23 protein-coding genes are annotated in these 21,532 nt (G+C 46.1%); 17 read left to right on the forward strand and 6 right to left on the reverse strand.

Annotated features, from left to right (window positions below; translation table 11 throughout):
* The first annotated feature begins 210 nt into the window (after positions 1-210).
* The 4 genes from BUB28_RS08700 to BUB28_RS08715 all read left to right on the forward strand — a co-directional run bounded on the left by BUB28_RS08700 (position 211) and on the right by BUB28_RS08715 (position 3,167).
* Positions 211-774, forward strand: a complete 564-nt coding sequence (locus BUB28_RS08700; RefSeq protein ID WP_072950666.1) for a dockerin type I repeat-containing protein — start codon at positions 211-213, stop codon at positions 772-774.
* A gap of 125 nt (positions 775-899) precedes the next feature.
* Complete coding sequence (locus tag BUB28_RS08705; RefSeq protein WP_072950668.1) at positions 900-1,166, forward strand: hypothetical protein; 267 nt, start codon at positions 900-902, stop codon at positions 1,164-1,166.
* Between the two features lie 126 nt (positions 1,167-1,292).
* Positions 1,293-2,090 (forward strand): dockerin type I repeat-containing protein, encoded by a 798-nt coding sequence (locus BUB28_RS08710; RefSeq protein ID WP_072950669.1) that lies wholly within the window; start codon positions 1,293-1,295, stop codon positions 2,088-2,090.
* 3 nt (positions 2,091-2,093) lie between these two features.
* Positions 2,094-3,167: a radical SAM/SPASM domain-containing protein gene (locus BUB28_RS08715; RefSeq protein ID WP_072950671.1), complete on the forward strand. Its 1,074-nt coding sequence runs from the start codon at positions 2,094-2,096 to the stop codon at positions 3,165-3,167.
* 72 nt (positions 3,168-3,239) lie between these two features.
* Here the strand turns inward: BUB28_RS08715 and BUB28_RS08720 are convergent, their stop codons facing one another.
* The 3 genes from BUB28_RS08720 to BUB28_RS08730 form a co-directional block, all read right to left on the reverse strand.
* A complete protein-coding gene (locus BUB28_RS08720) occupies positions 3,240-4,394 on the reverse strand; it encodes an FtsW/RodA/SpoVE family cell cycle protein (RefSeq protein WP_072950672.1) in 1,155 nt (384 codons plus the stop codon).
* A 133-nt stretch (positions 4,395-4,527) separates the two neighbouring features.
* Positions 4,528-6,054: a YifB family Mg chelatase-like AAA ATPase gene (locus tag BUB28_RS08725; protein WP_072950674.1), complete on the reverse strand. Its 1,527-nt coding sequence runs from the start codon at positions 6,052-6,054 to the stop codon at positions 4,528-4,530.
* 12 nt (positions 6,055-6,066) lie between these two features.
* A complete protein-coding gene (locus tag BUB28_RS08730; protein WP_072950675.1) occupies positions 6,067-6,867 on the reverse strand; it encodes a hypothetical protein in 801 nt (266 codons plus the stop codon).
* Between the two features lie 166 nt (positions 6,868-7,033).
* Here BUB28_RS08730 and BUB28_RS08735 point away from each other — a divergent pair, with 166 nt between their 5' ends.
* The 11 genes from BUB28_RS08735 to BUB28_RS08785 all read left to right on the forward strand — a co-directional run bounded on the left by BUB28_RS08735 (position 7,034) and on the right by BUB28_RS08785 (position 17,242).
* Positions 7,034-7,447: a peptide deformylase gene (locus BUB28_RS08735; protein WP_072950677.1), complete on the forward strand. Its 414-nt coding sequence runs from the start codon at positions 7,034-7,036 to the stop codon at positions 7,445-7,447.
* Positions 7,448-7,946: 499 nt separating this feature from the next.
* On the forward strand, positions 7,947-9,413 hold the full coding sequence (gene trpE / locus BUB28_RS08740) for an anthranilate synthase component I (RefSeq protein WP_072950678.1): 1,467 nt from the start codon (positions 7,947-7,949) through the stop codon (positions 9,411-9,413).
* The gene (locus BUB28_RS08745; protein WP_072950680.1) at positions 9,410-9,979 is read left to right on the forward strand and encodes an anthranilate synthase component II; all 570 of its coding nucleotides are present in this window, start codon (positions 9,410-9,412) and stop codon (positions 9,977-9,979) included. The genes trpE and BUB28_RS08745 overlap by 4 nt, the downstream gene beginning before the upstream one ends.
* Before the next feature lie 80 nt (positions 9,980-10,059).
* Complete coding sequence (locus BUB28_RS08750) at positions 10,060-10,347, forward strand: chorismate mutase (protein WP_072950681.1); 288 nt, start codon at positions 10,060-10,062, stop codon at positions 10,345-10,347.
* Between the two features lie 17 nt (positions 10,348-10,364).
* The gene (gene trpB / locus BUB28_RS08755) at positions 10,365-11,555 is read left to right on the forward strand and encodes a tryptophan synthase subunit beta (RefSeq protein ID WP_072950683.1); all 1,191 of its coding nucleotides are present in this window, start codon (positions 10,365-10,367) and stop codon (positions 11,553-11,555) included.
* Positions 11,548-12,321, forward strand: a complete 774-nt coding sequence (gene trpA, locus BUB28_RS08760; protein ID WP_072950684.1) for a tryptophan synthase subunit alpha — start codon at positions 11,548-11,550, stop codon at positions 12,319-12,321. The genes trpB and trpA overlap by 8 nt, the downstream gene beginning before the upstream one ends.
* Before the next feature lie 123 nt (positions 12,322-12,444).
* Positions 12,445-13,464, forward strand: a complete 1,020-nt coding sequence (gene trpD / locus BUB28_RS08765) for an anthranilate phosphoribosyltransferase (protein WP_072950686.1) — start codon at positions 12,445-12,447, stop codon at positions 13,462-13,464.
* Positions 13,465-13,472: 8 nt separating this feature from the next.
* On the forward strand, positions 13,473-14,249 hold the full coding sequence (gene trpC / locus BUB28_RS08770) for an indole-3-glycerol phosphate synthase TrpC (RefSeq protein WP_072950688.1): 777 nt from the start codon (positions 13,473-13,475) through the stop codon (positions 14,247-14,249).
* A 1-nt stretch (position 14,250) separates the two neighbouring features.
* Positions 14,251-14,847 (forward strand): phosphoribosylanthranilate isomerase, encoded by a 597-nt coding sequence (locus BUB28_RS08775; RefSeq protein ID WP_072950690.1) that lies wholly within the window; start codon positions 14,251-14,253, stop codon positions 14,845-14,847.
* 69 nt (positions 14,848-14,916) lie between these two features.
* Complete coding sequence (locus BUB28_RS08780) at positions 14,917-15,894, forward strand: GTP-binding protein (RefSeq protein ID WP_072950692.1); 978 nt, start codon at positions 14,917-14,919, stop codon at positions 15,892-15,894.
* 487 nt (positions 15,895-16,381) lie between these two features.
* Positions 16,382-17,242, forward strand: a complete 861-nt coding sequence (locus BUB28_RS08785) for a COG1361 family protein (RefSeq protein ID WP_072950694.1) — start codon at positions 16,382-16,384, stop codon at positions 17,240-17,242.
* A 65-nt stretch (positions 17,243-17,307) separates the two neighbouring features.
* Here BUB28_RS08785 and BUB28_RS08790 read toward each other — a convergent pair whose 3' ends face one another.
* Positions 17,308-18,042 (reverse strand): polysaccharide deacetylase family protein, encoded by a 735-nt coding sequence (locus BUB28_RS08790; RefSeq protein WP_072950696.1) that lies wholly within the window; start codon positions 18,040-18,042, stop codon positions 17,308-17,310.
* A gap of 126 nt (positions 18,043-18,168) precedes the next feature.
* Between BUB28_RS08790 and BUB28_RS08795 the strand changes: the two genes are divergently transcribed.
* Positions 18,169-18,435 carry a hypothetical protein gene (locus BUB28_RS08795; protein WP_072950697.1) on the forward strand — a complete coding sequence of 89 codons (267 nt, stop codon included), beginning with the start codon at positions 18,169-18,171 and terminating at the stop codon, positions 18,433-18,435.
* Positions 18,436-18,451: 16 nt separating this feature from the next.
* On the forward strand, positions 18,452-19,000 hold the full coding sequence (locus BUB28_RS08800; RefSeq protein ID WP_072950699.1) for a zinc metalloprotease: 549 nt from the start codon (positions 18,452-18,454) through the stop codon (positions 18,998-19,000).
* Here the strand turns inward: BUB28_RS08800 and BUB28_RS08805 are convergent.
* Positions 18,984-20,165 (reverse strand): iron-containing alcohol dehydrogenase, encoded by a 1,182-nt coding sequence (locus BUB28_RS08805; RefSeq protein ID WP_072950701.1) that lies wholly within the window; start codon positions 20,163-20,165, stop codon positions 18,984-18,986. The genes BUB28_RS08800 and BUB28_RS08805 overlap by 17 nt on opposite strands.
* A gap of 36 nt (positions 20,166-20,201) precedes the next feature.
* A complete protein-coding gene (locus BUB28_RS08810; RefSeq protein WP_072950702.1) occupies positions 20,202-21,218 on the reverse strand; it encodes an SDR family oxidoreductase in 1,017 nt (338 codons plus the stop codon).
* Between the last annotated feature and the right edge of the window lie 314 nt (positions 21,219-21,532).

Here is a 21,532-nt window from a genome sequence, read left to right on the forward strand (position 1 = left end):
ATTAATAAAGCATTATCAAGGTTGACAAATGACAGTATATGGAGTAAAATAATAGTTAACGCAGAAAAACAGTCTGATAAGTAAAATTGCACAATGAGAGGATATTTCTTCTGTGCATATATCCAAAGATGAAGTATTACGGGAAAAACTGAGAGATTTTCCGACATTTATTATATAGCACTGTAAATACATGAAAGGAGTGTTTCTGAAATGAAAAAAACATTACGTACTGTTCTTACTGCCGCAGCTTTTGCCGCAGCAAATATGTGTGCAATGCCTTCGGCAGCAAATGCAGTTAATGAACAGCCAAAGGAGATCAATCCTGTTGAGGAAGTCGAGAGAAAATTCATGGCAGTATACGGACCTCCTCCGTCCATGCTGACAACAACATCGGCTACGGTAACAACTTCAACATTGATAACGACTACAACGACACCGATAGTGTGTGTTTACGGCCCTATGACAACAGTCAGTGTGGATGAGTCCTATCAGGAGGAGCTTACTACAATGACCACCACAACGTTCCCGCCAACTGTTTACGGACCGCCTAAGTCATTCAGAGGTGATGTGAACATGGACGGAGTTATTGATGTCTTTGACGCAGTGGCACTAAGAAGGGCTATCCTTTTCGATGAGATTGAAGAGCAGACTATAAACAAGTTCTATGCAGACCTTAATAATGACGGCAGCGTAAATGTAGGCGACCTTGTACGCCTTAACCGTTTCCTGCTCGGAACATTGAAGGATTTCGATGATTTTCCTGATAAAAAATAATAGCCTCAAAGCGGAACGCTCTGTTCCGCTTTTCTTTTGTTAAAAGCATTTTTAATGCTCCATATGGTTGACAAATGGCAGTATATGCAGTAAAATAATAGTAAATACGATAAGGAGGTATGCATATGAAAAAGACGAGCAAGACAAAGTTAATGGCTGCTATGTTTGCGGCTGCTGCCGGACTTACAGGCTGCGACCACGGAGACAGCAATTTGCAGACTGTTTACGGACCTCCTCCTACCGAGAATACTACTTTTACATCTGAGTACGATCCTGCAAAGGACGATGTACAGGACGTTTACGGACCTCCTGTCACAGAAGCTGAGCCAACAACCGAATACAAGCCCGAAAGGGACAAGGTACAGCTTGTATACGGTCCGCCTGAGGAGTAAAAATGCACAATAAGAAAAGACTCCGTTTGTGCATATATCCGAAATTGAATTTATATGGGAAAAAGTGAGACTTTTTCCGACATTTATTATACAGCACTGTAAAAATATGAAAGGAGTGTTTATTAAATGAAAAAAACTTTACGTACAGTTCTTACCGCCGCAGCCTTTGCCGCAGCAGGTGCGTCTGCCATGACAGCCGTAGCAGAGGGAAGTGAGCAGAATCAGAATAGGGGCTTTGGTTTTTCAAACGTAACCGAGAGAGATGCGTTTGCAAATTCTTATGGAGCATATGGTCCTCCTCCAACAGACTGGAAAATAGACGGAACGATTGACGGTCAGTGGGGATGGGGAACAACTACTTCCATACCGCTGGAAACATTAACAACAACTACAATGACAATGCCAAGAACGGTTTACGGCCCTACTTCAACATCTACCGTTACTACTTCTGAGCAGGAAGATATTGTTGAACTGACCACAACAATGCTGCCACAGCCTGCTTATGGTCCTGCACCTGTATTGCTGGGTGATGCAAATATGGACGGTGTTGTTGATATCTTTGATGCTGTCGCACTGAGAAAGGCTATCCTTTTCGATGAGTATGCAGATAAGATAAACCGCTATTTCTCCGACCTCAACAAGGACGGTGAGATAAGTGTGGGCGACCTTGTGCGTCTTAACAGATATCTCCTCGGAACTATAACAGATCTTGACAAGATGCCTGAAAGGGACGATGAGGTAAAGGTAACTACCACAACAACTACAACCAAGGATAAATACCATATCACAGAAACTGCATTTTACGATCCGAGAACAGATATAGTAGTTCCTGTTTACGGACCGCCTTCGGTATTCATCGAAAAGACATACGAAACTTCGTCGATTTTAGACAGCAATATAAATACAACAAACGGGGAGAAATAATTTATGCTCAGTGTCGATATGAAAAAGAAGCATCTCCAGCAGATGCGTGAATACAGAAGCAAGCTTATGAAAGAGCCAAAGCTCCGCAATCTTTTCCTTGAGCTTACTCTGCGCTGCAACGAGCGTTGTCTCCACTGCGGAAGCTGGTGCGGCGATGTTACCTCTGAGGAGCTGTCGGTAGATCAGTACCGCACCTTCCTTGAACAGGTAAAGGAGGATATGACAACAGAGGGAAAAATGCTCTGTATCACAGGCGGAGAGCCTCTTCTCAGGAAGGAATTCTTCGATATCATGGGTGCCGCCCACGAGCTTGGATTCAGCTGGGGCATGACAAGCAACGCAACACTTATTGACGACAGCGTAGCCCGTGACCTTCAGAGAGTAGGCATGGGAACTATCTCCGTAAGTATAGACGGACTTGAAGATACTCACGATGCATTCAGAAGAACTCCCGGTGGCTATAAGAAGGCTATGAGCGGAATTGAGAGCCTTCTGCGCGTAGGCGGTTTTGAGAACGTTCAGATAACGACCGTTGTTACTCATCAGAATATCGGACAGCTTGACGAGCTCTACAAGATATTCAATGAAATGGATATAGACTCATGGCGAGTTATCAACATCGAGCCTATGGGACGCGCAAAGCAGCACCCTGAGCTTATCCTCACCAAGGAGGACTATCAGACTATTTTTGAGTTCATCAGAAACAAGCGTATTGCAGGCGAACCTGTTACATACGGATGCAGTCACTATCTTGGCTTGGAATACGAGCGTGAGGTTCGTGACTGGTACTATCTCTGTACAGCAGGACTTTACACGGCAAGTATCACAGCAAGCGGTGATATCATTGCCTGTCTTGATATCGAGCGCAGACCCGAGTTCGTACAGGGAAATATCCTCAAGGACAGATTTAGTGAGGTATGGAAGAATAAGTTCCAGATATTCAGACGCGATCTTGCAGATGAAAACGAGAACTGCTCAAAGTGCTTCCATAAGGATTATTGTCATGGTGATGCATATCACAGCTGGGATTTCGACAATAACAAGCCACTTGTCTGTTTCAAGGACATTCTTTTCTAAGGGAATTTTAAGGGTAGAGGTATATTTATATAAAAATGCGGAAGTCATATGGCTTCCGCATTTTGTTATATATCATTCATCTTCTTCGTCGTAGAATACGTTATAGTTCACAGCGCGGTGACTATAGGTACTGAGGACAAGTCCGATTATGGCGTACATACTCAGCATAGCCGTACCGCCTGCACTGAGGAAGGGCAGCGGAACACCTATAACAGGAGCTACCTTCAGAACCATTCCTATATTCATTATACAGTGTGAGAGCATAAGTCCGAATGCGCCCATGCATATGAATTTACCGAGGTGATCGCGGCATACGCGGCTGTCGCCGAATATTTTAAGGCACACATATGCAAGTATGATTATGAGACCTATAGAGCCTACAAAACCGAAAACCTGTCCTGCATAAGTGAATATGAAGTCGTTGTGTATTTCGGGAACAGTGATATAGTTCTCGGGCTTGCCGAATAGACCCTTTCCGAAAACGCCGCCCGATTTAAGGGCAGCAAGTCCTAAATCCTGCTGATATTCGATGTATTCGGGGTCTGTACCCGGGTGGAAGAGTATGAGGATACGCTTTTTGTGGAACTCACTGAGTGCAAAGAACCACATTCCCACAACTCCCGCAGCGATCACAAAAGGAGCAGCTACAAGGTATTTCCACGATATCTTTGCGGAGCATATCATAAATGCGAATATGGCCGCAAAAACTATAGCTGTACCGTAGTCGCCCTGCAATCCGACGATACCAATTGGTATCATGCCGTGAATAATGAGCAGCAGCATATGCAGGGGCTTGTTCATTTCCTCCTCATCGCGGGAGAGGTGATAGCCGAAGGTGAGTATGAAAGCCAATTTCAGCACCTCTGAGGGCTGGAACTGGATAAATCCGAGGTTGAGCCATGCCTGGTCGTCTGCACCCTCACGCCTGTAGCCGAGGGAGGTAAAGGTGAGTGCCATAAGTCCCAGAGAGACAGGCACGAATATGAACCATAGCTTTACAAGCTTGCGGTAATCAATGAATGAGATGATGATAGCTGCAACTATACCTGCAACCATGGAAAAAAGCTGAGTTTTCCAGTAGCTTGAACCTACTGTTTCCAGCACCTTGTTCTGAGTTATGGAATATATCAGCAGGGTACTTATTGCGGCACAGAGGGTAACTGCAAAGAGCAGACCTCCGTCAATGCTGTGCTTGCCTGAGGGTAATTTTTTAAATGCCGATTTCATTGTTTCTCCTTGTTTTTCTTTCTTTTTTTAGTTGTTAGTTATTTGTGCATAGTCCCTACACCATAATTACGCATTTGGCGGACGACCAATGGTCGTCCCTGCAAGCTAACGGCTAAGGACAAATGGCTAATGGCTATTCTGCCCAGTATTTGCGGTCAAGGCTCCTGAACTGAGCAGCCTCCGCAACGTGCTGTTTCCTTATGACCTCAGAACCGTCGATATCAGCGATAGTACGTGAAACTTTAAGTATGCGGTCATAGGCTCTTGCACTGAGACCGAGCCTGTCGAAAACGTTTTTCATAAGTGTTTCGGCAGCATCGTCCATAGGACAGAGCTCCTGTAATTTATCGGGAGTTATAAGGGCGTTGCAGGCAATGCCCGTGCCCTTGAAACGCTCCTCCTGTATTGCTCTTGCAGCCATAACGCGCTTTCTTATCTCAGCGGAGCTTTCCTCTTTTGACTTTGACGAAAGGTCGCCGAATTCCACGGGAGCCACCTCGATGTGAAGGTCAAAGCGGTCGAGAAGCGGACCTGATATCTTTGAAAGATAGCCTGCCACTTTATTTTTAGGGCATATGCACTTTCTTTTAGGGTGACCGTAATAGCCGCAGGGACAGGGATTCATGGCACCTATGAGCATAATGGTGCAGGGATAGGTGATAGTACCCGATGCACGGGCGATAGTCACCTTCCTGTCCTCAAGGGGCTGACGGAGTATTTCCAGTGTCTTGCGGTCGAATTCCGCAAGCTCGTCCAGAAACAGCAGTCCGTTATGGGCAAGGGATACCTCTCCCGGGTGGGGGATACTGCCGCCGCCTGCAAGTCCTGCCGAGGATATTGTATGATGCGGCGAGCGGAAAGGTCTCTTTGTGATTATGGGAGTTTCGGGAGTAAGAAGTCCCGATATGGAATGAATTTTTGTGGTTTCAAGTGCCTCCTCGAAGGTAAGGGGCGGAAGTATGGAAGGCATACGTTTTGCCAGCATACTCTTGCCGCTTCCGGGCGAACCGATGAGAAGGGCATTGTGTCCGCCTGCTGCGGCTATTTCAAGAGCTTTTTTAGCGGACTGCTGTCCTCTTACATCTGCGAAATCGAGAGTCTCGTTGTATGCAGCTTCGGGAGGAGTGTAATGCTCACAGGGAGTAAGCAGTTCCTCGTTTCGGAAATGCCTTATAAGCTCTTCTGCGTTATTTACAGCGTATATATCCACACCGTCGATAACGGAGGCTTCCTTTGCGTTGTCAGCAGGAACGAATACCGATTTTATGCCAAGCTCGCGGGCGAGCATGACCATAGGAAGAACACCGTTTATCCTGCGTATATCGCCGTTGAGGGATATCTCACCGATAAAAGAGCAGCCTTCAAGGTCTTCGCTTATCATGCGCATACCGCGGAGTATCGCCATAAATATAGCCATATCATGCACAGAACCGCTCTTTTTGGTGTCGGCAGGTGCAAGGTTTATCATTACGGAGGCTACAGGGAAGCTAATGCTGCATGAGCGCAGAGCTGCCCTTATCCTTTCACGGCTTTCCTTTACAACGGTGTCGGGCAGACCGACTACCTCAAACTGCGGATTGCCGCGGCTTATATCTATCTCCACATCAACAGGAAAAGCATTGAGTCCGAAAAGTCCGAGACTTGAGACCTTTGCAAACATAGTATGTCCCCCTTATTTTATTTTTAACGTACAGTCTGAAAAAAACACCTCTTTATGAGCTTTTGGCACGAATTTCTGTCCCACAGCCGAGTTCCTCACAGGGCTTGTCACATTCAGTGAAGGCATTGCGCCTATATCGTTATTGACAGGTGATTGCGGCTGAGTAAGGTTAAGTACAGGCTGTTGACCGTTGGTATTATTCGGAGCTATATTACGCTCGCGCATAGCTTTTTCGTGCAGGAGCTTGTCAAAGTGTTTTTTGTTATAGCCGTTCGGACTGTGTTTCTTCTGGTCGTCATGGTCGGCGAGTATAGTGCTGAATATAGGGTATCCCTCGGTATTCCTGAGTTGTTTGAAATCAGAATATCCCTTCAGCGCACCAATGCTCACGAACATTCCGCCTGCACCTGCAATAGCCGTTATAAAATCAAAGGGCGTAAGTCTTACTAATATTGAGATAACAAGCATGAGAGCATAAAGGAAAAACGTTATAACATTGAATATCTTTCGGCTGGTGGTACCCAGAAGTGCGATGATGAAAAAAACAAAGCACATACTAAGCTGTGATATGCTGAAGTGTGCGCTCATTCCGAATGCAGTAGCATCTTTAAGGGTGAACATCAGCGGTACCCAGCCGACTAAATGCATTGGAGTGGCAAGCAGTGAGAAAAGGGCAAGGATACAGCATACGCCTATTGTATAGAAAAAAGTTCTTCTGCCTATATCATTTATCTCATCGAGCCTTCCGCGGCACACAGGGTAGTGAGCGTGGTCGGGCTTTTCAATGAGTTCGGGATTTTTCTTGAATTCCATATAATACTCCAGTATAAAAAATTATGGTCTATATTATTATATCACTTTTTGCTGCTTATGTAAACATTTTTCTTGAATAAAAACCTTGTATGTTCTCGGTCCTGTTCATTCTTGACAGCAGAGAGCTGTTGTGGTATGATAAAACAAAAACGAAAGGAAAAAAGGCATGATAAAGGATATCATCAGAGATAAAGAGATACTGAGCCAAAAGTCCGAGCCTGCCACAAGAGCGGATATGCAGACCGTCCGCGACCTTCTTGACACGGTAAAGGCAAATGAGGAGCGCTGTGTTGGTATGGCTGCAAATATGATAGGCGTTCACAAGACCATACTTGTTGCGCTTATAGGCGATGAATACGTGGCTATGATAAATCCCGTCATAGTGGATAAGTCGAAGGAGACCTACGACACAGAGGAGGGCTGCCTTTCACTTGACGGAGTACGACCCGTTACGCGTCATAATATTATCACTGTGGAGTATCTTGACAGGAAATTCAAACGCCGCCGCGGCATATTCCGCGATTTTGAGGCAGAGATAATACAGCACGAAATAGACCACTTCAGCGGTATAATAATATGATCTTAAATTAAATATATAAAATATCAATGGAGCTATTGACATTGAAAAAAACAAGTGCTATAATTAACACGTAAATAAACCGTTGACGCGGAGATAAAGTTAATTATGCTTCCACAGAGAGCCTGCGATGCTGAGAGTCAGGTGAAAAACAGATTAGCAAATGGACCGCCGAGGGTGCAGTCAAATGGGTGACGAGCGAATTGGTACATGGTTGAATGAACGGCAAGCGAGTTGGCACATGACCTAAGGGCGTAGCATGATAATGACTGAGGATTTGTTCTCAGAAATGTTGTGCTTTCGGGCAGCTTATGTTATTCCAGAGTATTCTGCAACGTTATGATGTGCGTTAATCATCAGGGGTATGTTAGTATCCTGTTAAGCGCACGGCAAAGTCGTGAATCAAGGTGGTACCGCGGATAAGTATATTCGTCCTTGACAGATCATACAGGTCTGTCAAGGACTTTTTATTTTTCCTGACAGATCATCGGAGGTGCTTTTTATGAACTTTTTACCCGAATTCAGTACAGTACAAGAAATAGCAAAGAGCGGAAAATACGATATTATCCCCGTAAGCTGTGAGATAATGTCGGATATATGCACTCCTATCGAGGCTATAATGACACTGAAAAATGTTTCCACACACTGCTATATGCTGGAATCCGTAGCCGAAAAGGAAAAATGGGGAAGATACACATTCCTCGGCTATGATCCGAAAACCCAGATAACAGCCTGCGGAAACGAGCTTATAATAGGCGATGTAAAAATGACATCGAACGATCCCTCAGTACAGATAAGACAGATACTTTCAAAATACAGAAGTCCTAAATTCGATTATCTTCCTGCTTTTACAGGCGGATTTGTGGGATATTTCTCCTACGATTTCCTTGCATATACCGAAAAAACTCTGCGCATAAAGACCAATGACACCGAGAACTTCAAGGACGTTGACCTGATGCTTTTCGATAAGGTCATTGCATTCGACAACTTCCGTCAGAAGCTCATACTCATTGCAAATATGAAGGTAGAGGAAGGCGAAGCAGGCTACAACAAGGCAAAGCTTGAGCTCCAGCAGATGGCTGACCTGCTCAGGAACGGCGACCGTAAAAAAGAACCCGCAGGACACCTGAAAAGCGAAGTAACAGCTCTGTTCAGCAAGGAAGAGTACTGTGGAATGGTTGAAAAGGCAAAGCATCATATCCATGAGGGCGATATCTTCCAGATAGTGCTTTCCAACCGTCTCAGTGCCGAGTTTGAGGGAAGTCTCCTCAATACCTACAGAGTGCTGAGAACTATAAATCCTTCACCTTATATGTTCTATTTTTCGGGAACAGATGTAGAGATAGCAGGTGCTTCTCCCGAGACCCTTGTAAAGCTTGAGGACGGAGTCCTTCACACCTTCCCCCTTGCAGGTACAAGACCGAGAGGAAAGACGGAAAAAGAGGACAAGGAGCTTGAAGAAGGACTTCTCAAGGACGAAAAGGAGCTCGCAGAGCATAATATGCTTGTAGACCTCGGAAGAAATGACCTCGGAAAGATAAGCAAATTCGGCACTGTTGAGGTAGAAAAGCTCCACAGCATCGAGAGATATTCCCACGTAATGCATATAGGCTCAACGGTGCGCGGTGAGATAAGAGAGGAATTCGACGGCATAGACGCAGTAAGTGCTGTACTTCCCGCAGGTACGCTTTCGGGAGCTCCGAAAATAAGAGCCTGCCAGCTCATTGCAGAGCTTGAAAACAACAAGCGCGGCATCTACGGCGGAGCAATAGGATATATCGACTTCACAGGCAACCTTGATACCTGTATCGCTATCCGTATCGCTTACAAGAAGAACGGCAAGGTATTCGTAAGAAGCGGCGCAGGAATAGTTGCAGACTCAGTTCCCGAAAAGGAATATCAGGAGTGTATAAACAAGGCTGCTGCTGTAGTCAACGCCCTTAAACTTGCAGAGGAGGCAGACGCATGATACTTCTCATAGATAATTACGACAGCTTTTCCTATAATCTGTATCAGCTTATAGGAGCTATAGAGCCCGATATAAAGGTAATAAGAAACGACGAGATGACAGTTGCCGAGATAGAGAAGCTTGCTCCCGACAGGATAATCCTTTCACCAGGTCCGGGACGTCCCGAGGACGCAGGCATAATAATCGAGGCAGCAAGAACAGTTTGCAAAAAGATACCGACATTAGGCGTTTGCCTCGGTCATCAGGCAATATGTGCCGCTTACGGTGCAACAGTCACCTACGCAAAGGAGCTTATGCACGGAAAACAGTCGGTCATAAGCTTTATGAACAACAGTCCGCTTTTCAAGGGAATAGACGAGGGAGCACCTGTTGCAAGATATCATTCTCTTGCAGCTGACGCATCAACTCTTCCCGATTGCCTTGAAGTCACAGCCCTTGCAGATGACGGCGAGGTAATGGCGGTACAGCATAAGGAATACCCGATATACGGTGTTCAGTTCCACCCCGAGTCAATTATGACTCCAGACGGAAAGATAATACTCAGAAACTTCATTGAACTTAGTTAGCAGTGAGTAGAAAGTAGATAGTAGTGTAGGGGACGACGTCCTCGGCGTCCCGTTCGTTAATATGTGAATGGTGTGAGACTATGAAATGCTCGTCACTTGAAGAAGTAAGAGAAAATATCGACAGAATAGACGACAGTATCATAAGGCTTATCGCTGAACGCGCAGAATATGTCAGACAGGCGGCATTATTTAAAAAAGACGAGGACGGAGTTAAAGCTCCAGACCGTGTAAAGGCTGTTCTGCAAAAGGTGAGAGAAAAAGCTGAAAAATACGGTGCTCCTGCCGATATCGCAGAAACAGTTTACAGGAATATGATAGCAGGCTTTATAGGCATGGAGCTTGATAACTTCAAAAATGATAAACGATAACAGAAAGGAAAGATATCATGTCACAGTCAAAAGGTAGATTTGGTGTTCACGGCGGACAGTATATCCCCGAAACGCTGATGAATGCGATCATTGAGCTTGAACAGGCTTACGATCACTATAAGAACGATCCCGAATTCAATAAGGAGCTTACAGAGCTGCTCAACAGCTATGCAGGCAGACCCTCGCTTCTTTACCGCGCAGATAAGCTCACAAGAGAGCTTGGCGGAGCTAAGATTTACCTGAAGCGTGAGGACCTTAACCACACAGGCTCACATAAGATAAACAACGTTCTCGGACAGGCTCTGCTTGCCAAGAAAATGGGAAAGAAAAGACTTATCGCAGAGACAGGAGCAGGTCAGCACGGTGTTGCAACTGCTACAGCAGCAGCTCTTCTTGATATGGAGTGCGTAGTATTCATGGGCGAGGAGGACACAAAGAGACAGGCTCTCAACGTTTACCGTATGAAGCTCCTCGGTGCTGATGTTGTTCCTGTAAAAACAGGCACAGCTACTCTTAAAGACGCTGTTTCAGAGGCTATGAGAGAGTGGACAACACGTATCGAGGATACACATTACTGTCTAGGTTCTGTTATGGGACCACACCCATTCCCGACTATAGTTCGTGATTTTCAGGCTGTTATCTCCCGTGAGTCGAGAGCTCAGATACTTGAAGCAGAGGGCAGACTTCCTGATGCAGTTATTGCTTGCGTAGGCGGCGGTTCAAACGCTATCGGAAGCTTCTATCACTTTATAAATGATGAGGGAGTACGTCTTATCGGCTGTGAGGCAGCAGGCAGAGGAATTGACACCTTTGAGACAGCTGCTACCGTAAATACAGGAAAGATCGGTATTTTCCACGGTATGAAGTCCTATTTCTGTCAGGACGAGTACGGTCAGATAGCTCCTGTATATTCTATTTCCGCAGGTCTTGACTATCCGGGCGTAGGACCTGAGCACGCATATCTCCACGATATCGGCAGAGCTGAATATGTGCCGATAACAGATGACGAAGCAGTAAATGCTTTCGAGTATCTTTCACGTACAGAGGGTATTATCCCTGCAATAGAGTCTGCACACGCTATAGCATATGCTATGAAGCTTGCTCCTACAATGGACAAGGACAAGATAATTATAGTAACAGTATCAGGACGCGGCGATAAGGACTGTGCAGCTATCGCACGTTACAGAGGGGAGGATATCTATGAGTAATATCAGATCGTCATTTGAAAACGGAAAGGCTTTTATCCCATTTATTACCTGTGGTGATCCCGACCTTGAAACTACAGCTAAGGTAGTTCGTGCAGCAGCAGAGAACGGCGCAGACCTTATCGAGCTTGGCATACCTTTTTCAGACCCTACAGCAGAAGGTCCTGTTATACAGGGGGCTAATATCCGCGCACTTGCAGGCGGAGTCACAACAGACAAGGTATTTGAGCTTGTAAAGGAGCTCCGCAGGGACGTTAAGATACCATTCGTATTTATGACATATGCAAACGTTGTATTCTCCTACGATGCAGAGAGATTTATGGCTCGCTGCTGCGAGTGCGGAGTTGACGGCATAATACTTCCCGACCTCCCATTTGAGGAGAAGGGGGAGTTTTCCGCAGTTGCAAAGCAGTACGGAGTTGATCTTATCTCACTTATCGCACCTACATCTGAAAACCGTATCGCAATGATAGCAAAGGAAGCAGACGGCTTTATCTATATCGTTTCAAGTCTCGGAGTTACAGGCATGAGAAGCGAGATAACCACAAATATAGGTGATATCGTAAAGGTAATACGCGACAATACAGATGTACCGTGCGCAGTTGGCTTCGGTATATCAAAGCCCGAGCAGGCAAAGGCCATGGCGGCTGTTTCGGACGGAGCTATCGTAGGATCAGCTATAATCAAGATACTTGAAAAGTACGGCAAAGACGCTGCACCTTATGTAGGCGAATTCGTAAAGGAAATGAAGGACGCAGTAGGCAGATAAATTTTGCAAAGCAAAATTTATCTTAGCCCTTAACCTGTAGGGGCTGATGCCCACATCAGCCCGTGATTTAATAAACGGGGAGATGCAGGCATCGCCCCCCAACAAAAATAGGAGGTTTTGAAAATGATAAAAGAGGCAATCGTAAAGATCGTTGACAAGCAGGATCTTACATATGATGAGGCTTACAAGGTAATATCGGAAATCATGGCAGGAGAGACAACTCCTACTCAGAATGCAGCTTTTCTGTCTGCTCTTTCAACAAAGAGCACAAAGGCTGAGACAATTGACGAGATAACAGGCTGCGCTGCTGCTATGCGTGACGCTGCTATCAAATTCGAGCATAATATGGATCTTCTCGAAATAGTAGGTACAGGCGGTGATAATGCTCACAGCTTCAATATCTCAACTACCTCTGCATTCGTTATCGCAGCAGCAGGCATAAAGGTATCAAAGCACGGCAACCGCGCAGCTTCTTCACTTTCGGGAACTGCCGATTGTCTCGAAGCTCTCGGCGCAAATATAAATCTTGAACCTGAAAAGTGCAGACAGCTTCTTGAAAGCGTTGGTTTCTGCTTCTTCTTCGCACAGAAGTACCACACATCAATGAAGTATGTAGGTCCTATCCGTAAGGAGCTTGGCTTCAGAACTGTTTTCAATATCCTCGGACCTCTTACAAATCCTGCCTGCCCTTCTCATCACCTTCTCGGCGTATACGACAGAGTTCTCCTTGAACCTGTTGCAGAGGTTCTTATGAAGCTTGGTTCAACGAACGGCATGGTAGTTTTCGGTACTGACAAGCTTGACGAGATATCACTGAGTGCTCCTACTGCTGTATGCGAGTACAAGGACGGCTGGATGAAGAACTATGAGATAACTCCCGAGCAGTTCGGTTTTGAACGCTGCACAAAGGACGACCTGAAGGGCGGCACACCTGAGGAGAATGCAGCTATAACACGCGGTATCCTTGCAGGCGAGATAAAGGGTCACAAGAGAAATGCAGTGCTTCTCAATGCAGGTGCGGCTATATACATCGGCGGCAAGGCTGAGTCTATGGAAGACGGTATCGCAAAGGCTGCCGAGCTTATCGACAGCGGCAAGGCACTTGCAGCTCTTGATAAATTTGTTGCAGAGTCAAACAGCTGAGGTGTGAAATGACTATACTTGATAAGCTTGCCGACCATGCCCGTGAGCGCGTTGAAGCGGCTAAGAAAGAGCTTTCCGCAGAGCATATAAAAAAGCTGGCGCTTGAACTTCCCAAGGGGGATTTCGAGTTTGAAAAGGCACTGAAAAAGGAAGATATCGCGTTTATCTGCGAGTGCAAGAAGGCTTCTCCCTCAAAGGGCGTTATAGCAGAGGACTTCCCTTATCTCAGTATCGCAAAGGAATATGAAGCAGCAGGTGCGGACTGTATATCGGTTCTCACAGAGCCGAAATGGTTCCTCGGAAGTAACGATTATCTCCGCGAGATAGCTGCAAATGTAAGTATACCCTGTATACGCAAGGACTTTACAGTTGATGAATACATGATATACGAAGCAAAGCTCCTCGGTGCAAAGGCTGTACTGCTTATATGCTCCATACTTACAGAGGAGCAGATAAGAGAATACATAGGTGTATGCGATGAGCTGGGCTTATCGGCTCTGGTAGAAGCTCACGACGAAGCGGAGCTTCGCATGGCTGTTGCCGCAGGAGCGCGTATAATAGGCGTTAACAACCGCAATCTCAAGGACTTTTCCGTTGATACGGGAAACAGCCGCCGTTTGCGCGAGCTTGCTCCTGCAAGCGTCAGCTTCGTATCCGAAAGCGGAGTTCAGTCCGCAGAGGATATAAGGCTTTTGCGTGAAGCAGGAGTCAACGCAGTTCTTATAGGTGAGACTCTCATGCGTGCTGCTGACAAGAAAGCGAAGCTTGCAGAGCTGAAAGGATAATATGACTAAGATAAAAATGTGCGGACTGCGCAGAGAAGCGGATATTGAGTTTGCAAACAAGCTCAGACCCGAGTATATCGGATATGTTTTTGCACAGTCAAGCAAGAGATATGTACAGCCGGAAAAGGCTGCGGAGCTTACGAAAAAGCTGGATAAGAACATAATCCCTGTTGGCGTGTTCGTGAATTCGCCTATAGAGGAGGTTATCGGCATAGTCCGCAGCGGTGCTGTAAGAGCTGTACAGCTTCACGGAGAAGAGGACGAGGATTACATTGCGGAACTGAAAAAGCTGGATATCTGCGTTATACGTGCATTCAAGGTGCGCTCGGAGGCTGATGTAAGAGCCGCCGAGGAAAGCAGTGCGGACTATGTGCTGCTGGATTCGGGACAGGGCTCCGGCGAGACCTTTGACTGGTCGGTAATTGGCGAGATAAAGCGCGAATACTTCCTTGCAGGCGGTCTTACTGCGGATAATGCGGCTGAGGCTATTCAGCAGCTTCACCCTTACGCTGTCGATGCAAGCTCCTGCCTTGAAATAGACGGCTTCAAGGACTTCGGCAAGATGAAAGCATTTGCAGAGGCTGTAAGAGGACGGTAATACAACAAATAGCACATTGACTTGAAAGAGCCGATGTGCTATACTTTTTATATAAGGGAGGCGGCTCAGATGACAAAAATTGATCTTATAACAGGTATTCTCGGCTCGGGAAAGACTACTTTTCTGCTGAAATATGCACGGCATTTCATTGATAACGGCGAAAAGATCGCCATACTCGAAAATGATTTCGGTGCTGTGAATATCGACATGATGATATTACAGGAGCTAAAATGTGATAACTGCCGACTTGAAATGATAGCAGGTGGCTGCGATGCGGACTGCCACAGACGACGCTTCAAGACCCAGCTCATATCCCTCGGTATGCAGCATTTCGACCGTGTACTTGTTGAGCCCTCGGGTATTTTCGACATGGACGAATTTTTCGATATACTCCATGAGTCTCCCCTTGACAGGTGGTTTGAGATAGGAAGCGTTATTACTATCGTTGACTCGGAAGCGGAGGAGCAGCTTTCGGAGCAGATGGAGTACCTTCTCGGCTCGGAGGCAGCCTGCTGCGGAAAGCTCATACTCAGCAAGCTTGAAAATGTAAAAGATGAAACGGCTGAACAGGCTGCGGAGCGAGTGCTGTCACACGTTAACCGCGCACTTGAAAATATACGTTGTGACCGCAGACTTGCTATGCGGGATATTGTTGCGAAAAATTGGGAGTCCTTTGACGAGAATGACTACAGGCTCTTTAAAAACGCAGGCTATCGCGGTTCAAGCTATGTAAAGAAATTCAGTCCCGAGGATATACAGAGCTCTGTGCATTATTTCATGCATATAAATATAGATAAGGACGAGATATCGCCGCTTATAGGCAGGATAATGAACGATGAGAGCTGCGGCAGTATTTTCAGGATAAAGGGTTCGCTGCCATTTGAAAAGGGCTGGCTGAAAATAAATGCTACCCGCGAAAAGACCGAGATATCGCCTGTAGCTGAGGGACAGCCCGTGCTTATCGTTATTGGTGATAATATATCCCGTGAGAGGATAGACGAACACATAAAGCCGCTGAATACCGATGAGGAATATGTTTCCATATAATTTATGCGCACTGTTTTTTCAGTGAGCGAGATTGTCAATAAAACCTATTTTATTAAGGGAACGCCTTCACTTGCAAGGCGTTCCCTCTTAAAAAACAGTCCACCGGACTGTTTTTTAATTCACCCTTTGCGAAGCACTTTGAGGCTGTATGTGGTGCTTTGCCCCACGCACCACCAGAGGCGCTGCCTCTGGACTCTGCCAAAGGAACACAGTCCCTTTGGAATCCCTTTCATTGGTATAACGACTTTTCCGACAGTTTTTTGTTCTGTAAAAACTCCTTTCATAAAGGGGCAAAAAAACGGCGTTTTTCAACGGAAAAACATTGATTATTGAATGGTTAAAATAAAAAAATATATCGGACTGCGGTCAAGAGCAGTCGAGCTTAGTACATAATTCACCCATATACTGTGAAATGCATATAATATTACCGAGGGAGGGGACTCCCTCCCTTAGTACGGCGGTTATCCGCCATATGGAGGAAAATATTATGGCAACATTCTATAATCAGGCGACTCTTTCCTACAACGGAACAGTTGCAAGCTCAAATATAACAGCAGGCGAGATACTGGAGGTGCTTTCTGTATCAAAGAATGCAGTTTCAGAAACCTATTCCCAGAACAGCGACAATGTTTATATGATAAGCATTGTCAATACAGGTTCGAGCTGTTATAACGGGCTTACAGTCACAGATAATTTAGGTGAGTATACCTTTGGCGAAACAGGTACTACAGCAGTGCCCCTCAGCTACAGAGAGGGATCTCTCAGTTATTATGTAAACGGCGTACAGCAGGCTGCACCTGCTGTGACAGCACTTTCACCCCTTACAGTCACAGGTATAAACGTACCCGCAGGCGGCAATGCTATGCTGGTATATTCAGCAGATACGAACGGCTTTGCACCTCTTGGTGCAGACGGCGAGATAGTGAATACAGTCACAGTAAGCGGTGCAGGTTTTGAGCCTGTTACAGCCTCAGATACTATTTCCTATGCAGAGGGTATAGACCTTGCTATAAGCAAGTCGCTCAGTCCTGCGGCTGTTGAGGAGAACGGCGAGGTGACCTATACTTTTGTTATCCAGAATTTCGGTACAGCTCCCGCAGAGGCTGTTGACAACGTAATATTCAGCGATGCTTTCACACCTGTGCTCAGCGGACTCACAGCAGAGTTCAACGGTACAGCATGGGTATCGGGTACAAATTATGCTTATGACCCTGATACAGGAGTATTCACAAGTCTTGACGGTCAGGTGACAGTGCCTGCCGCACAGTTCACACAGGACGAAACAACAGGCGAGTGGACGATACAGGCAGGTGTGAGCACACTTATTATAAAGGGCAGACTTGCGTGATTTAGGCTTTAGCCGTTAGGAGTAACGCCATGCAAAATGGGGACACGAATGTGTCCCCATAATTTTTATACCGTAAAGCCTTTGGCGCGGAAATTGTCTATAAGGTCGCCGAGTATTTCGGCATTTGTAGCAGATACCGAGTGAAGCAGGAGTATCTCTCCTCCGTGAGCCATGTCCGTGAGCTTTTTCAGCCCCTCGGCAGGGTCAGGCTGAGCATTTGTGTTCCAGTCCACATAGGCACTGCTCCAGAAAAGGGATATATAGCCGCATTTCTTGGCGATCTCGAGAGCGTGTTCTGAGTATTCTCCGCACGGACAGCGGAAATACTGCATCTGATAGCCGTAGTTATCAAGAACATAGTCATGGAGCGACATTATCTCTTCCCTTGCATTCTCATCGGAAAGGGTCGGCAGACTTGCATGAGTCATGCCGTGGTTACCGATGATATGCCCCTCGTCTATCATACGCTTTACAAGTGCGTTCTCGGTTTTGGCATAGGAACCCGTCAGGAAAAATATCGCCTGAACGTTTTTTTCCTTGAGTGTGTCAAGTATCTTCGCGGTATAGCCATTTTCATAGCCCTGATCAAAGGTGATGATTATTCTTTTCTCGTCCTCCGACAGGGCGAAGGCATCAAGGTCGCCAAATCGGCTGTTGAACTGTACTGCGCCGAGCGGACGGTTCTTTTCGTCAACAGCCGTTCCCTGACCGTAGCCGATTTTTGTGGTATCAGCAGCCACAACGGCTGTGCAAGGCATAACGGCTGCGGTAAGCAGTGCAGCAGGAATATTTATCTTCATTTTTTGTACCTCTGATTTGATAGCGGATAATTCCGCAAGACTATTATATACTTCATTTTCAGAAAAAAACGTGGATTTTTTTGCATTTTTTCTGTTTTTACGCATATTTTTTACAGAGGTGATATTATGGAAAATGAAGAAACAGCAGAGCAGGGGACTACCGAGGAACTTCTTGATACATATGAAAGGAAGCGAAAGAATAAAGCCGATGACGTTATAGCTACACAGGCTGTACTATGCATACTTTTAGCGGTATTGTTCTGCTGCGGAAGGTATTTCTGTCCCGAGGTCACAGAAGCGATTTTCGGCAGATTAAAGAGCCTTACAGCCGACAGCAGCTGTGTTATTGTAAATCCCATAGACCTTGTGAGGGAGCTTCTTGATAAGCATTAGGATAGGCGGAGCACCTGTGCGCATACATTTTTCCTTTCTGGTATTCAATGCGCTTATTTTTCTTATGCGAAGCAGCGGACTAATACTCAGCTTCTACGCTGTGTGTATTCTGCATGAGGCAGGACATCTGGCAGCTTTAAGGCTTGTGGGCGGAAGTATATCAGGCGTAGACGTAAGCGGTGCAGGCATAGTCATAGGCACGCGAAAAGGCGGCAGAGCCGCTGCAAAGAGCAGTCTTTTCGTACTGCTTGCAGGACCTGCCGCCAATATTGTTTGTTATGCGCTTCTGCGGATATTGGGATATAACGGGATTTTTTCACAGCTTAACCTCATGGCTGCCGTTTACAATATGCTGCCATATCAGAGCCTTGACGGCGGAGCAATAATATCGCTGTTTGCCGTGGGGACTGTCAGTGAAAGAGCTGTCATGCATATCCTCAATACCGTTAAACTGCTTATGATAGCTATTTCAGCAGCTGTTGTATATTTTTTCGGACGAGAAGCGTTTCCGCTTCTTGCCGCAGCCATAGCATTGTTTGCAGGTGATATCAAAGACCTGCGTTAGCTGCAATACGGTAGATAGAAGCGATATCCTGAGCGGAAAGGTGAACGAAGCCGCCTGTTCTTCCGTCACCGATGCCGAATTTTCTGACAAGCTTGGGAATATCGTCCTCCTTTGCACCGAGCTGCTCGAAGTTTATAGGCATACCGATGCTGTGAAGGAAGCTTCTGAAGCAGGCAATGCCTTCGAGAGCTGTCTCGTCGGGGAATTCAAAGTTCATCTGGCAGCCCCATACGCGTACAGCCATCTGAGCAAATCTCATAACATCGTGCTTGTATACGAATTCCATCCATGCAGGCATGATAACTGCAAGTCCTGCACCGTGAGCGCAGTCATAAAGAGCGGAAAGCTCATGCTCGATAGCGTGGCTGTTCCAGTCCTGACTCCTTCCGACACCTACTATGTCGTTATGAGCCACAGTACCTGCCCACATTATATTAGCACGGGCTTCGTAGTTGTCAGGCTGAGCGATAACACGGGGAGTCTCCTTTATCATGGTAAGAAGAACGGCTTCGCAGAGGCGGTCGGTTATCTCGACCTCACGGGTATTTGTGAAGTAACGCTCGAATACGTGAGCCATGATATCAGTAGCACCGCAGGCTGTCTGATAAGCCGGGAGCGAGCAGGTAAGCTCGGGATTGAGGATAGAGAAGCGCGGACGAAGCAGGTCTGAGCCCACATCACGCTTGAGACTGCCCTCCTCCTTTGTTACTACAGATGCGCCTGAGCCCTCACTGCCAGCCGCAGCTATAGTGAGGACAGTACCGACGGGCAGAGCCTTTTCAACTGTCTTGCCTGTGCCGTAGAAGTCCCAGAAATCGCCGTCATAAGGTACGCCAAGAGCGATAGCCTTAGAGGAGTCTATACATGAACCGCCGCCTACAGAAAGGATAAAATCAACGCCTTCGCTGCGGCATAATTCTATACCCTCATAAATGAGAGTGTCACGGGGATTGGGCTTAACGCCGCCAAGCTCTGTATATGCGATGCCGCTTTCTTCAAGTGAAGCCTTTACGCGGTCAAGGAGTCCCGACCTTACAGCCGAGCCCGAACCGTAGTGTATAAGCACTTTTGTACCGCCGTATTTTTTCACCATTTCTCCTGCTTTTGCTTCTGAATCCCTTCCGAATATGAACTCAGTAGGACTGTAAAACTGGAAATTTTCCATAGAGTTATTCCTCCCTTTTAATAATGAATATATGTCTCAGTTTAAGAAATCTTTTTCTGCTTTTTGCATAGCTGCCACTACTTTATCGCACCATTTATCGAATTCGGGGTCATCGACCTGACATTCCTTATGCTCAAGGATATATCTCACGGTAGCCCTGATGCCCTGATCCGCGCGTACTGTAGCCTTGAAATCGGGGACTGCCCGTTTTATTTTTGAGTTGTCGAATATGACTGTACAAGCCTTATCGCCCAGGAGAGTTCCCTCAAAATCGTAAGGACCTACAGCGTTGAGCCATTCTGAAGATACATGGCAGGCTTTCAGCTCAACACCAAGCTCATCGGCTATAATGGAGTATATCTGATCCCAGGTTACGCTCTCGTCTGAGGTAATGTGGAAAGCCTGACCGATAGCGTGGATATTGCCGATAAGTCCCACATAAGCCTTTGCAAAGTCGCTGTTGTGGGTGATAGTCCAGAGGGAAGAGCCGTCGCCGTGGATAATTACGGTTTTGCCCTCCATGATACGCTTTACCACCTGCCAGCTGCCCTTATCGCCGTGGACTCCTAAAGGAACGGACCTCTCATCGTAGGTGTGGCTGGGACGTACTATAGTAATAGGGAAGCCGTTTTCGCGGTACTGCTTCATAAGGTACTCCTCACAGGCTATCTTGTCTCTGGAATACTGCCAGTGGGGATTGGAAAGGGGCGTACTCTCAGTGATAACGGGGTCTGAAAGGGGCTTCTGATATGCGGAGGCAGAGCTTATATATATGTACTGCTTTGTTCTGCCGCTGAAAAGGCGGAAGTCTCTTTCTGCCTGTGCAGGCACAAAGCCAATGAACTCGCCTACGCAGTCAAAGTTCATACCTTCAAGCTTTTTTGCGGTCTCAGCTTCGTCTGAAATATCGCACTGAATAGTCCTTACTCCCTCGGGGAGCTCCTGATTGCGTGAACCGCGGTTAAGTAGAATGACTTCATGTCCCTGTTTTGCAAGGAGCTTTGTTATCGCCATGCTGATAGTTCCTGTGCCGCCGATAAGTAGTATTTTAATAATTTTTCACCTCTCTTTGTTATTTTTGTCTAATGCGCTCAAGTGTTGGAACTATTATACCATAAATTTATTAAAAAAGCAACCTTTTGCAAGATGAAAAGTATCAAATTTATTGTATATAATATAAATTCTTGCACTTAAAAATAAAAAATGCTAAAATAGTGTTACACATAGTGAAATGCTTGCGTTACTATAAGTGAAGAACAGATCTGAGCTTTCAAACAAACACAGTCTCTACGGACTGAAAAAAATTTTTTTGAAAAGTGTTACACTTGAAAAAAGCAATGCGTTACTATAAGTGAAAGACGGATCTG

This window comes from Ruminococcus flavefaciens (assembly GCF_900143025.1).
In the GTDB taxonomy this organism is placed as follows: Bacteria; Bacillota; Clostridia; order Oscillospirales; family Ruminococcaceae; genus Ruminococcus; species Ruminococcus flavefaciens_I.